Annotated in this window: 12 protein-coding genes; 5 read left to right on the top strand and 7 right to left on the bottom strand. The window is 41.7% G+C overall.

The window, feature by feature from the left end:
* The first annotated feature begins 230 nt into the window (after nucleotides 1-230).
* Nucleotides 231-563 (top strand): ribonuclease E inhibitor RraB, encoded by a 333-nt coding sequence (locus CWC03_RS00115; protein WP_039496902.1) that lies wholly within the window; start codon nucleotides 231-233, stop codon nucleotides 561-563.
* Nucleotides 564-579: 16 nt separating this feature from the next.
* Here CWC03_RS00115 and radD read toward each other — a convergent pair whose 3' ends face one another.
* The 3 genes from radD to pyrC form a co-directional block, all read right to left on the bottom strand.
* A complete protein-coding gene (radD, locus tag CWC03_RS00120) occupies nucleotides 580-2322 on the bottom strand; it encodes a DNA repair helicase RadD (RefSeq protein WP_138580087.1) in 1743 nt (580 codons plus the stop codon).
* A 111-nt stretch (nucleotides 2323-2433) separates the two neighbouring features.
* Nucleotides 2434-2739, bottom strand: coding sequence for an H-NS histone family protein (locus CWC03_RS00125; RefSeq protein WP_138580088.1), 306 nt, complete (start codon nucleotides 2737-2739; stop codon nucleotides 2434-2436).
* A gap of 167 nt (nucleotides 2740-2906) precedes the next feature.
* Nucleotides 2907-3944 (bottom strand): dihydroorotase, encoded by a 1038-nt coding sequence (gene pyrC, locus CWC03_RS00130; RefSeq protein WP_138580089.1) that lies wholly within the window; start codon nucleotides 3942-3944, stop codon nucleotides 2907-2909.
* A gap of 185 nt (nucleotides 3945-4129) precedes the next feature.
* Between pyrC and CWC03_RS00135 the strand changes: the two genes are divergently transcribed.
* Nucleotides 4130-6490: a bifunctional diguanylate cyclase/phosphodiesterase gene (locus CWC03_RS00135; RefSeq protein ID WP_138580090.1), complete on the top strand. Its 2361-nt coding sequence runs from the start codon at nucleotides 4130-4132 to the stop codon at nucleotides 6488-6490.
* 57 nt (nucleotides 6491-6547) lie between these two features.
* Here CWC03_RS00135 and metE read toward each other — a convergent pair whose 3' ends face one another.
* Complete coding sequence (gene metE / locus CWC03_RS00140) at nucleotides 6548-8824, bottom strand: 5-methyltetrahydropteroyltriglutamate--homocysteine S-methyltransferase (protein ID WP_138580091.1); 2277 nt, start codon at nucleotides 8822-8824, stop codon at nucleotides 6548-6550.
* A gap of 290 nt (nucleotides 8825-9114) precedes the next feature.
* Here metE and CWC03_RS00145 point away from each other — a divergent pair, with 290 nt between their 5' ends.
* From CWC03_RS00145 to CWC03_RS00155, 3 genes are all read left to right on the top strand, one after another.
* Entirely contained in the window at nucleotides 9115-10002 is an 888-nt protein-coding gene (locus tag CWC03_RS00145) for a LysR substrate-binding domain-containing protein (RefSeq protein WP_010370874.1), read from the top strand.
* Between the two features lie 100 nt (nucleotides 10003-10102).
* Nucleotides 10103-10867, top strand: coding sequence for a YdcF family protein (locus CWC03_RS00150; RefSeq protein WP_138580092.1), 765 nt, complete (start codon nucleotides 10103-10105; stop codon nucleotides 10865-10867).
* A gap of 145 nt (nucleotides 10868-11012) precedes the next feature.
* Nucleotides 11013-11384, top strand: coding sequence for a hypothetical protein (locus CWC03_RS00155; RefSeq protein WP_010370869.1), 372 nt, complete (start codon nucleotides 11013-11015; stop codon nucleotides 11382-11384).
* Nucleotides 11385-11477: 93 nt separating this feature from the next.
* Here CWC03_RS00155 and CWC03_RS00160 read toward each other — a convergent pair whose 3' ends face one another.
* From CWC03_RS00160 to CWC03_RS00170, 3 genes are all read right to left on the bottom strand, one after another.
* A complete protein-coding gene (locus CWC03_RS00160) occupies nucleotides 11478-13103 on the bottom strand; it encodes a methyl-accepting chemotaxis protein (RefSeq protein WP_138580093.1) in 1626 nt (541 codons plus the stop codon).
* 218 nt (nucleotides 13104-13321) lie between these two features.
* Nucleotides 13322-13513, bottom strand: coding sequence for a hypothetical protein (locus tag CWC03_RS00165; protein ID WP_010378936.1), 192 nt, complete (start codon nucleotides 13511-13513; stop codon nucleotides 13322-13324).
* 36 nt (nucleotides 13514-13549) lie between these two features.
* Entirely contained in the window at nucleotides 13550-13717 is a 168-nt protein-coding gene (locus CWC03_RS00170; RefSeq protein ID WP_010378934.1) for a DUF1328 domain-containing protein, read from the bottom strand.
* Nucleotides 13718-13723: the final 6 nt, after the last annotated feature.

A 13723-nucleotide genomic window follows, 5' to 3' on the forward strand; every position in this document is an offset into this window, starting at 1 on the left:
ACGACCTAAATATCGCGACTTATGGGCATTGATAACGCCATTGTGCTTGTGAAAATGGATACTGTAAAACGACTTTTCAGAGAAAGTGCAATTTTACTGAGCTTAAGCTGAACATAGGGTGTATTTTGTTGTAACGCGGTAGGTTTTATCGCACATTTATTTACATTCATCCTTTTTATTTTCTTGCAGATGACGGACAATAGCAGTAATTGAACCTGCAGAGTGAAATTATGCAATTTCCAAATGATGATAACGGTGAGCTTCTAGCTGAGATTGCCGCTGCTGGCGTTGATCTGACGCAAATGCAGAATATCGATTTTTATATTCTTTTCGAGCAAGCTGATGATGCTAAGCGTTTCATTGGTGCGATTGAGAAAGACGAATTAGCACCGAAAACCCAGTTACAACAATGTCCTGACACAGGCGTTTGGGAAGTGATCACCACGGTAACTATGGTTCCGATGCACGAGCTGCTGAGTCAGACGGAGCAATACCTTGAAAGCATAGCCAATGGTTATGAAGGATATGGTGATGGCTGGGGCTTAATGGCCTCAGAAGAATAAATTTACTACAGAAAGGCTAACTTTTGTCAGCCTTTCTGTAGTTTCCTTGATAATCAAACAGCTTTTCAGAAACCTGCCAACCAAACTTCTTGTGTAATTTAGCAATCACGAAATCCGGTGCAATCAAATCAGTATCTATCACTTCTTCAGCTGACTGCCATTTTACGGATGCCGACGTAGATTTTCGCCGCTTTGCAAATTGCTGGTGGAATATAAATAGACTCTTTTGATTAGAAAAGTCATAGATTTCACTACAACTTGCCCCATCCTCATCAAAGTAAGTAATTTTTAATTTATTGCCACTGAGCACTTCACCACATAGTCCACTGCAGCGTAGCACCATCGCATGTTTTAAATTCAGTGCTGCACGCAACTTATCATCTGGGTCGGCCATTATTCCGCTGCACTGATGGCATTGCCTTGCAGCAATATCATTTTCCGCACCGCATTGCTCACACTCTTTAAACTTAAAACGATAATCACATTGCTGCGAGTGACCTTCATCGTCTTCAAGCAATCCCTGACAGCGCCTGCCAAAATGCTCTATTAGCTTGCCTTGCTCGTCTACCTTGCCCCAGAAAATATTGGCAAAACCACAACCTGGACACAGCACCTGTACGGGCTCATTGTCTGAATTTGGCTTTTTACTTCCTACTTCAGGTGCAAATAAGTCAAAGTCATTGCCTGCATAATCAATGACAAAGCAATCTTCTTTGTTTTCGTCTAACCTAAGTCCTCTGCCTACAATCTGCTGATAGAGGCTCACGGACTCCGTGGGTCTCAAGATAGCGATAACATCAACATGGGGCGCGTCAAACCCGGTAGTCAGAACAGAAACATTCACTAAATACTTAATTTCTCTATTTTTGAACTGGACGATAAGTGCATCTCTCTTGGCAGATTTGGTTTCACCCGTGATAAGCGCACTATATTGCTTAGGTAAATAGCCGAGAATTTCTTTCGCATGCATAACCGTCGCGGCAAAAATCATTACTCCAGCTCTATTTTTACTGAGCGACAGTAAATGAGTGATAATGCTCTTTGTTGCACGGGTTTGTGCTTGTAATAATGTATTCATATCAGATTCTGAATAACGTCCAAATGAATCTGTACTTAAACTAGAAAAATCATAATTCTCAACGGCAGGATCAATTTTATTAGGCGGCGTCAGATACGAATTTTTTATCATATACCTAAGTGGTAATTCGTAAATACACTGCTTAAATGGTGAATCAGCTTTTCCTCTAACAAAACCGTGATAATGCTTATGATATATCCACCCCATCCCCAAACGATAAGGTGTTGCTGTTAAACCCAGTAACTTTAGTTCAGGATTAAACTGAGCCAGTTGGTTTAAAATTTGCTGATACTGACTATTATCTTCCCCACTCACTCGGTGACATTCGTCAATGATAACTAATGAATAAAATTGATTGAGTTGTGATAAGTTTCGAGACAATGACTGCACACTGGCAAAAGTCACCTGGTGCTGTAACGACTTTTCTTTTAATCCAGCAGAAAAAATACTCGCTTGTAATCCATAGCTTTTATATTTTTGTGCATTTTGCTCTACGAGCTCTTTAACATGAGTCAATACTAATATTTTGTGCTTCGCAAGTCGTGCAAGCTCCGCAATCACGAGACTCTTTCCGGCGCCTGTAGGTAACACAATGACAGCTGACTCGCTTGATCTGCGAAAGTGATTCAGCGTATTTTGTACCGCTTCTTGTTGGTAAGGTCTTAAAACGTAAATAAGCACCTCAGGATATAAATAATTAAGTCAAAAAAGGCGTATCCATAAGATACGCCTTTTATTTAGGCTATTTTAAAAAGCTGTTCAATACCGAACAACCTTCATAATAAAGTATTGTTAGATTAGATAATCATCTAGGTTAACACCTTGGAATACTTTAGGTGTTTTACCACGGCCAGTCCACTCAATTACTTTACCGTCTTTTTCAATACGGTATTTTGCTTTTACTTTAGAACGACGGTCAGCTGGCGTAGTGCCTACTAAATCATCAAGCGTAAGTCCTTTTTCTTTCAACATAGCCAATACTTCTTCTTTAGCCTGCTGTTGTTCCTTTTGCTCGTCCAGTGCTCTTTGAATAAGCTCTAACGCTTTTTCCAAATCACCGTAGCTTGCATTTTTAATAAAAGACTTGATCTCACGCATTGATACTCTCTCAATTAAGCTTCGTTTTAATATTTATATTGAATACTATATTAAAATTAATAAAAAACAAATTGTATTCTATGAATTTTAATTTTGTTACGAAAAAAGCGCCATAATGGCGCTTTTTAGTTAGAATTAAGAAGATTTAATTACATTTTGTTTAAATCTTATTCAACTTTCCAATCAATTATCGACCCAGCTTTAATTGGCACAACCGTCCCTTCACCTAATTTGTATGTATCAGGCACTTGCCAAGGAGACTTAGTCAGCGTAATGGTATCCGTATTGCGTGGTAAGTCATAAAAGTCCGGACCAAAGTGACTCGCAAAACCTTCTAACTTATCAAGCGCATTAGCATCTTCAAATGCCTCTGCATATAGCTCAATTGCGGCATGTGCAGTGTATGCACCGGCGCAGCCACATGCAGCTTCTTTTTTATCTTTCGCATGAGGGGCTGAGTCTGTGCCCAAGAAGAATTTTTTGCTTCCGCTTGTCGCCGCTTCAATTAGCGCCTGTTGATGCGTATTACGCTTTAAGATAGGTAAGCAATAATAGTGAGGACGAATGCCACCGGCCAACATATGATTGCGGTTATAAAGCAAATGATGAGCTGTGATAGTTGCAGCAACGTTGTCAGGCGCTTGATTAACAAAATCAACAGCGTCTTTTGTCGTAATATGTTCGAGTACAATTTTTAACGTTGGGAAGTTATCAACAACTTTGGACAGTTTTGTCTCAAGGAATACTTTTTCTCTATCAAAGATATCAATAGAAGAGTCCGTCACTTCACCGTGCACGAGTAGCAACATACCAACTTCTTGCATCGCTTCGAGCGCTGGATATACATTTTCAATATTCGTTACACCCGATGCTGAGTTTGTCGTTGCACCGGCTGGATACAACTTAGCAGCAACAATATGACCAGTTGCTTTCGCTTTTTTGATTTCTTCAGGAGTCGTGTTATCCGTAAGATATAACACCATTAGCGGCTGAAAGTTACCTTGAGGATTAGCAGCCATAATGCGGTCTCGATAAGCCAAAGCAGTCTCTGTGCAAGTTGCTGGTGGTACCAGGTTTGGCATGATAATCGCGCGGCCCATGTAGCGACTAATATCTCTTACCGTGTCGACCAAGACATCACCATCACGTAGGTGCACATGCCAATCATCTGGTCGTGTAATCGTTAGCGTTTGTTTGCTCGTCATTGCTCTCTTCCACTGCTGAATTTGCCCGATCATAGGCTGCACATAGGTGTTAGTAAAGTTTTTCAGGCCAACCGCAGATTATTTCATTTTATAAGTTTACTTTTAGCTCGCTTTCATTTTTCACAACATTGGTAAATATGTACAATTTAAGTTAACTTAGTAGCATCTTTTCATGAGAAATATGTATGCTATCTGAGAACCAAAAATTAGAATCAAAAACTGAGCAGCTTAGCATCATTAACCAGTTTTCTTCGTCGCTGCTGCATCTAACCAAACTTGACGAATTATTTGAATACGTTACAACACAGGTCGTTAATCGACTGGGATTTGTAGATTGTGTTATCTATCTCGCTGATCCTTATCAAGAGTATCTAGAAGTCGCTGCAAGTATGGGCGTTTGCCATGCTAATGGGGATTATCGTGTTGAACAAACAAAGATAAAAATTGGTTCAGGTATTACCGGGCAAGTCGCAACGACTAGAGCACCCTTTATTTCTGGAAACGTCGCCGCTCACCCTATGTATATTGCAGATTTACGTCCAGCCATGTCAGAGCTTTGTGTACCCCTTGAGTATGACGACCACTTAATCGGTGTGATTGACTGTGAGCATCCAGAGGCTGATTATTTTACCTCTGCGCATTTACAAATATTATCGACGGTCGCACATTTACTCAGTGCCAAAATCCATCAATTACGCACCTTAGAAAACCTCCAAACCACGATTACCCAGTTGCACCAAGCGCAGAATTTAGAAAAATCACTACTGAAAATTGCGAACATCACTTACCGCTTTGAGAACCTTGAAGCTTTTTATGATGACTTATATAAAATCATTGCCTCTCAGCTTTGCGCCGAGAACTTCTTTATCGGTCTTTATGATACTCAACAGGATATTTTAGAAATCGATTATTTGATTGAGGGAGGCGAAAAGTGTAATGCTCACCAAAAAGTATCAAAAGATCAGATTAAGCATACCGCATCCTACTATATTCTGAAGAACCAGCGACCACTGCTATGCGATAACGATCAATTTAGAGCGCACGTTACGCGGGGTGATTTTAAGATGGTGGGTCGCTCGCCACGCTCTTGGTTAGGCGTACCATTTTTGGTTAATGATCAGTATCAGGGCGTGATTGTGCTGCAAAGCTATAATAACGACCAAGCTTTCGTGAATCATGATTTATCTATTCTGACTTATATAAGTCGTCAAGTCAGCATGGCCATAGACCGACAGCTTTCAAGGCAAGCACTAGAGCATAGAGCTCTACACGACGATTTAACAGGTCTTGCCAATCGCTATTTATTGTTAGAGCGGATCAAACATGCCATTTTAAGGCTTGCACGAGTCGAGTCCGCTAATTTGCACTGCCTGATCTATCTCGATTTAGACAGATTTAAAAGCATTAATGATTCACTTGGCCACGATGTTGGCGACCATTTCTTGATTGCTATTGTCGAGATGATAAATGGCTGTATTCGCAAAACCGACACCTTTGCGCGGCTTGGGGGGGATGAGTTTGCGATTTTTATGGAAAACGTCCAAGACAGGCAACAAGTCACTCTGCTGCTTGATAGGATCACCACAGCTATAACCAAGCCCCTTCATATAGATGGTCATGTTCTGCAAGCTTCTGGTAGTATTGGCGTTGCGTTCACTGACAATGAATCCGATAGCGCAATTAATTTATTGCAACAAGCAGATGCCGCCATGTACGAAGCAAAATCTTCGGGTCGGGGTCAGGTCTGCTATTTTAATAATGCCATGCGCAAGCGTCTAAAACAGCAAGCCGATATTGAAAATGATCTACAACATGGCATAAAAAACAATGAATTTGCGCTATATTATCAGCCAATATTTTCTCTAACGACTGGCGCTATTGTTAGCTTTGAAGCCCTCGTCCGTTGGTTTCATCCTAAAAATGGGCTCGTTTCTCCAGATGCTTTTATTCCAATTGCAGAGCAAACCGGACAGATCATTGAGCTTGACTTACATTTGTTGGAGTTGGCAGCCAAACAACTCAAACGTTGGAAAGCGCAAAAGTTGCCGAAGACTCGTGTTACCGTAAATGTGTCATCGCGACATTTCGCAAGCTTAGAATTCGTAGATACAATTCAGCAACTTTATCATCATTATGAGCTTGCACCTGGCTCTTTATGTTTGGAAATCACAGAATCTGGATTGATAGCAAACCTCGCCCTCGCAACCAAAATTATTCAAGGATTAGAATCCCTTGGAGTGAAGCTTTACCTTGACGACTTTGGCACCGGTTACTCAGCTTTAGGTTATTTGCACCAGCTCCCCATTCATGTGCTTAAAATTGATAAGAGCTTTATTGATCAACTCACTGAAAGAGAAAACCCGCTAGTTGATGCGATTTTGAAGCTTGCACAATCACTTAACCTGACCGTTGTCGCTGAAGGTATCGAGCTCGAAACTCAGTGGCAGCTATTAAAGCAAAAAGGCTGTCAATTTGGTCAAGGCTATATTGTTTCTAAACCATTAGCCGCAGATCAAGCAATGGCATTTTTACTGAGTAGAAACTAGATACACTCGCCACATACTTCACTGTATATAAACAATGAGGTATGTGGACTTTTTAGATTAACTTTTCCCTAATTCGCTTCTGAGCTCCTTGGTCGCTGTCACCATATTCTCAAGTGCAGCCCGAGTTTCCGGCCATGCTCGGGTTTTTAGCCCACAATCTGGATTCACCCATAATCTTTCTACTGGGATTTTCTTCGCTGCTTTGTGAATTAAGTCTTTTATCCAAGCCACTTCAGGGACGTTTGGCGTGTGAATATCATAAACGCCAGGTCCAATGTCATTGGGGTAGTCAAAATCTTCGAAGGCGTCGAGTAACGCCATATTTGAACGTGACGTTTCAATTGTGATCACATCAGCATCCATATCTGCAATGGCGGCGATAATATCGTTAAACTCCGAATAACACATATGCGTATGGATCTGTGTTTCGTCATTCACACCACTTGCGGATACCCTAAACGCGTACGCCGCCCACGCTAAGTAGGTTTGCCACTGACTGACTTTGAGTGGCATCCCCTCTCTAAATGCAGGTTCATCGATTTGGATCACCTTAATCCCTGCATTTTGCAAATCCACCACTTCATCTCTCAGTGCTAAAGCGATTTGATTCGCGATGCTCGGCTTGTCTAAGTCATCTCTGACAAACGACCAAAATAAAATAGTCACAGGCCCTGTTAGCATGCCCTTCATCGGTTTTTTGGTTAAGCTCTGTGCATAACTCGTCCAATTAACTGTCATTGGTGCTGCACGCGAGACATCTCCCCAAATCACAGGGGGCTTAACACAGCGCGAACCATAACTTTGCACCCAACCAAACTGAGTAAAGGCAAAACCTTCGAGTAATTCACCAAAGTACTCAACCATATCATTGCGCTCTGCTTCGCCATGAACCAGCACATCTAAGTTAAGCGCTTCTTGTTCTTCAACGGCATAACGGATCTCCGCTTCCATCTGGCTTTGATAAGCATCAGCACTCAACGTACCCGCTTTATAATCACGTCGCGCCTTACGGATCGCTTGGGTTTGTGGGAAAGAGCCTATCGTTGTGGTTGGCAATAAGGGTAAATTTAGCGACTGTGCTTGTTTTTTAATTCTGGTTGCGAATTCACTATTGCGTTGGGCGTCTTTTGCTGTAAGCGCTGAAACACGCTGCTGCACCTCATTATTATTCACTCGAGTAGAAGTCAAACGCGCTTTTACAGGCTTAGAATATTCGACCAACTTGGTAGTATCACGCAGCTCCAATGCACTTTTCAATAATGCCAGCTCTTGCCCTTTTTGTTTGGCAAATGCGAGCCAAGACTTTAACTCGCTGTCAAGCTGTTGCTCTTGATCTAAGTCGACTGGCGTATGTAATAATGAGCATGAAGGAGCGAGCCAGAGATTATCACCGCGACGTTCATGAACCTGAGCAAGTTGCTGATATACACCCTCGAGATCCGAGCGCCAAATGTTACGACCATTCACAATCCCGAGAGACAGTACGCTGTCTTGCCCAACGACTTCCTCTAGCGCAGCCAAGTCGTAGTTTGCCGTTACGCAGTCAAAATGCACGCCTTCTACGGGGTAAGACTGGATATCTTCAAGATGCGCTTGTACGGAGTCAAAATAACTGGCCAACAACACTTTTACTCCTTGGCCGCTCAAGGCATCAACACTTCGGCGCAGCGCGTTGCGATAAGCATCGTCGATTTCCAATGCTAAAATAGGTTCATCAATTTGTACCCACTCAACGCCTTGCTCTGCAAGCTTGCCTAGTACCTGCTGATATACAATCAATAACTTATCTAGTAAAGCCAATTTATCAAACGCTTGACCAACGCATTTAGCTAAGTAGAGATAAGTTACCGGGCCGACCAATACGGGTTTTGCTTGGTAGCCAAGTAATTGTGCTTCCTCTACTTGAGTAAATAACTCCGTCCAAGTCAGGGAAAATTCCTGCGTTTGTGTTAACTCAGGGACGATGTAATGATAATTGGTGTTGAACCATTTTGTCATTTCACTTGCAGCACACGCACAGCCGCTAGGTGCTCGACCTCTGCCTATCCGAAACACAGTATCAAGATTTACCGACTCATCATTTTTATGACGATTAGGAATAGCGCCGACAAGTAAAGAAATATTCAACACGTGATCATACCAAGCAAAATCGCCTACAGGGAGAAGGTCAACACCAGCGTCAGCTTGCAATGCCCAGTTTTCTGCACGAATACGCTTTCCTTCCGCGATTAAGTCGTTTTGCTTTAAATCGCCTGACCAATAGCGTTCTACTGCAAATTTAAGTTCACGTTTTTTGCCTATGCGGGGAAAGCCCAAGTTATGTGTTAATGCCATAATTAAAAACCCATCCAGATGTTTAGATGTCTAAAATATAGTTTTCATGTTTAAAAACAACAATTGATGCTTTCTCAGAGTTCACATGAATAAAATTAAATTGTAATTTTTTGCAAAATTTTTACAGAAGTAGTGACAACGCTGTCATTTTTAGTGTTATAGTGGATTAGTGAATTTTTGAACAATTCACCACAGGTATTTAGACGTCTAGACATTGATAATAACTAAATAGAATCGTAATATTGAGAAAAGCTGAGATTTGCTCACTTCAAATATGAGAATTGTTGATAATGATTGATATAAAGCACCTAAAGACTATCTCCACCTTGAAAGAAACTGGTTCTCTTGTGAATACTGCGCGAGAGCTATTCCTGACTCAATCTGCTTTATCACATCAGATCAAAGATCTTGAAAGCAAACTCGACTGCCAACTCTTTGAGCGCAAAACGCAGCCGGTACGTTTCACCCCTCAAGGGATGTTATTATTGGAACTTGCCAACGATGTTTTACCTAAAGTTGAAGCAACCAAGTGTCGTTTGAAGGAAAGCCTTAATCAGCCTATCTCGCAACTTAGATTAAGCGTGGAATGTCATGCATGTTTTCACTGGTTGCTGCCAACAATTAAAGAATTCAATACCTTTTGGCCTGACATTAAAGTCGATTACGAGCGGGGCTTTAGCTACGACGCTATTCCTGACCTTATTGAAGATGAGCTGGACTTAGTGCTTACCTCAGACATTCGAGAACCAGAACAATTGGAATACGCGCACCTTTTTGACTTTAAATTAAAGTTAATCGTTGCACCAGATCACGAATTGGCCAAGAAGGCCTATGTCACAGCACTCGACCTAAAAGATGAAACCATCATTTCCTACCCTATTCCACGAGAGCGCCAGGACATATTTAAGCACTTCATTCAAAATGCACGCTTTGACGGCACGCTAAAAACCGTCGATCAAGGTTTATTAATCTTCCAACTCGTGAGTGCAGGTATGGGGGTTGCGGCATTACCGGACTGGTTAGTAACCCCCTATGAAAGCCAAGGATTAATTAAATCTATTCCTCTAGGTGCACTTGGGCTAAATCGACCGATGTATTTAGCTATGAAGAAAAGCATGAAAGACAACCCTGTTTATCGCCATTTTCTCAATACTTGCCGCAAAACCACCGCAAGATAATATACTGGGCTCTTTTTGAGCCCTTACTGTTATACATTTCTACAGCTTCAATCTCATGCTAGCATTGTGTTAGGCTAATCTAAATCTAGGACATGTTTAAATGTTTGAAGTCAAAAAGGTTATCGGTCAACTACTGATGCCTTTACCGTTATCTTTGGTTGTACTTATGGGGCTTATGCTTTTTATCTCTAAGACGCGTAAAAAACCTTATATTGCAAGCTGGTTCGTCTTACTCACCACTTGGGCATTGTCGACTCCTTATATCGCACAACATATTATAGAGTGGGATACAGGCACTCTCGCTGCATTCAATCCAAGCAAGCACGACAACATAGATAAAATCGTTGTACTTGGCTGTGATTTATATCCTGATAAATCTCTCCCCAGCAACGCCCAACTTGGCAGCTGCGGCCTAGCTAGGTTAGTTGAAGGCGTAAGACTTGCTAATACTTACCCAAAAGCCCAACTGTATGTCTCTGGTTACGGCTATGGCCATGCAACAAGCGCGGGACTTATGGCAAGAACCGCACAGAGCTTAGGTATTCCCGCTACACGTATTAAACAAAATCCCAATGCCAAAGACACCGCGGACGAAGCAAAAATGCTTGCACCTTTGCTAGTCGATTATGACGTTGCATTGGTCACATCTGCTTCGCACATACAGCGTGCAAAAAACCTATTTGAAGCACAAGGCATAGAAGTGGTCGCTGCGCCGACGGAATTTTATAACTTCAAGCAATACCCACTAAGCAGACAATTTATACCAAGTCATAAGGCCTTAGAAATAGTCACTCGGATTTGGCACGAACAGGTTGGTAGTTTATGGATCACTCTCCGGCGTGTCATTGACCCTGAGGCACTTTAAACGCCGAAAAAGACACCAAAATCAGGCTAAAGTTCGATAAATTGGCGCTGAAAAACGTAAAAAATTGAAAATTTGCGTAAATATGGGTATAAATAGAGTTTAATCTTAACCCGCGTATCCGCGTACAACACGACTAGGATCTACGATGAGTAAACTAGATAAAACTGAAGTACTAAGCGCTTTCGAAGCTGCGTACGAAGCTGCACATGGCAAAAAGCCTGAGATCACTGCAAAGCCAGGTTGGTATAGCATCGATGGAGGCAAAAACATGCGTCTTGCTGAGGTAGCTGAATTAACAGAAGAGCTAACTTCAGGGTCAGCTGTAGCAAGTGAGAAAACGCAGGCGCCTGCCAAAAAAGCGAAAACGACTAAGAAAGCGCCTAAGGCTGCAGCTGTAAAATCAGCGAGCTTTACTATCGTTACAGAAAACGAAGAAGGCTTCAAAGCGGAAGAACAGTGGATTGCTGAACTAGCAGCAAAAGATCACGACTGCCGCTTACCTCGTGGTGTTGTGTAATACCCGTTAGTGTAACAACAGCTCCAGAAATAAAAAAACCTCGTAATGACGAGGTTTTTTTATTTCTTTAATTCTAGAGCCTGTTGATCTTTGCTAAACTTTAAACACTAACACTTGGCTATTTAGCTGCTCAGCCAGCGCTTCTAAATCATTACTTACATCGGCATTACTCTGAGCATTTCGGGTAATCTCAGAAATACTGCTACTGAAGTCATTAATATTTTCGCTGATTTCCGCAACCACCGTTGTTTGTTCTTCCGTTGCTGTTGAAACCTGAATGTTCATACCAACGATTTCATCCACTGCCTTGTCTATATCAGTCATGATTTGAGCTGACTCGTTAGCCCTATCCACTCCCGCAGCTGCGCTCGATTGGGCGCTTTCCATGGATGAAACTGCATTTTGTGCCATGCCCTGTAACTTACTGATCATATCCCGGATCGATTCTGTGGCTTTTTGCGTATTATGTGCCAATTGTCTGACTTCGTCGGCAACAACTGCAAAGCCTCGACCAGACTCTCCGGCCCTCGCAGCTTCAATTGCAGCATTCAATGCCAAAAGATTTGTTTGTTCTGCAACACCTTGGATCATTAACACAACTTGGTTGATTTCATTAGACTGATCGTTCAATGCTTTAATCAACTGTGCATTATCTCCAACTTCATTAGCCAAGCGTTCAATAGCTTGAATATTTTGCGATATTACACTCATTCCTTGTTTCGCTAGCTTACCCGACATTTCAGCCTTGTTCGCAGTGTTCATCGCACTGTGTGCAACCTCCTGTATTGCACTACTCATTTCCGTCGCCGCGGTTGCTATCATTACAGTTTGCTGTTCTTGCTCTTGTGAGGTGCCTGCAATCGACTGACTAATACCATTCAGCTCGTTAGAGGTCGTAGAAAGGCTTTTTACGATTGTGACTAAATTGGTTACTAGCTCATGTAAGCTAGACACCATGGTATTAAAGTCATTCCCTATCTCACTCAACTCATCTTCCCCTTCAACCACTACACGCTGAGTTAAATCGGCATCTTTTGCAATATTACCAATGCGTAAACGCAAGCGATTGAGTGGCTCATTAATTGACCTGAATATCAGCATGCCAATCACGACCATAACTATCACAATAATGAAGGACGAAGCGATCATAGCAGTTTTAGTCGCACTGGCTTCTGAGCGCCCTTTATCTCTCAGCAAACTTGCTTCGGCAAGCTGTAATTCAATCAACGCAGTATAACTTTCACTTAATGGATCAAATACGGCGTAAAGGTCATGCACAAATTTATCGTAAGGAATTTCTTCGAATGTATTGGCATTTACTCTGCTGGTATAATTAGCCAACAACTGTTTAACGGTAAGCTCTGCAGCCTCAACCTGTTTGACAAGCTCTCGTTCTTCATTTGTCAAATCGGTCGCTAAATATTGTCGCCATTCGTTTTCCGCAATTTTCTTAGCTTCGTCGATTTGCTTTAATGCTGCATTATTTGATAGTTGATGACCCCGTAACTTATGAAAAGTATCGACAATAACAACAGCATAATTATCTGACACCACTTTTATTTGCCTAAGTGGTACCACTCTGTCGTCATAGATATGGTCAATGTAGCTGATAAGGTTGGATAATGTTCCGATGGTGAAGATGGTAGCAAGAATAAAAAACACAGCAGGTATGCCCGAAAGCGACAACAATCTGCTTTTAACTGAAACCCTATTTAGCATAGTCTGATTTTTATTAAGTGAACATAGAAATAAAGTATTACTCAAAGTTCGTAGATTACAATATTAATTGCAAATTAAGCAGCGTGCCCTTGATGTGCATCATATTTCTATACTGTGTCTACTCCTTTTTAGGATATTGATTTTTAAACCTATTACAAAAAAGAGGAGAAGCTTTTATCGGCTTCTCCTCTTACGTTCCACGTCGAAACTGTTTTTGCTTAACACTCTTCGTTTTCAGCGTTCAGGTTCTCTTTTACATCTTCACAGGCATCTTCTACACTGTTTTCCACTTCCTGAACCGTTTCATCGAAACGCTCACCCGCATCTTCTGCCGGACCCTCACTACAACCAAAAAGTGCCAAAATTGAAACAAACCCAAATGCTTTTGCTAATGTAATTGCTGATTTCATAATCTATCTCCTAAACCGTTTTACGTTAAATCCCTTTTACCTGGGAGCTCGTGCTTTGCCAAAAATAAACGAAATAATCATAAAGGCGATAAACACAAAAAATAGAATTTTCGCCATACCTGCCGCAGCGCCCGCGATTCCAGTGAAACCTAACACGGCTGCGACAAGTGCTAGGAATAAAAACATTACAGCCCAACTCAACATAACATC

It is taken from the genome of Pseudoalteromonas sp. S2755, assembly GCF_005886535.1.
GTDB lineage: Bacteria > Pseudomonadota > Gammaproteobacteria > Enterobacterales > Alteromonadaceae > Pseudoalteromonas.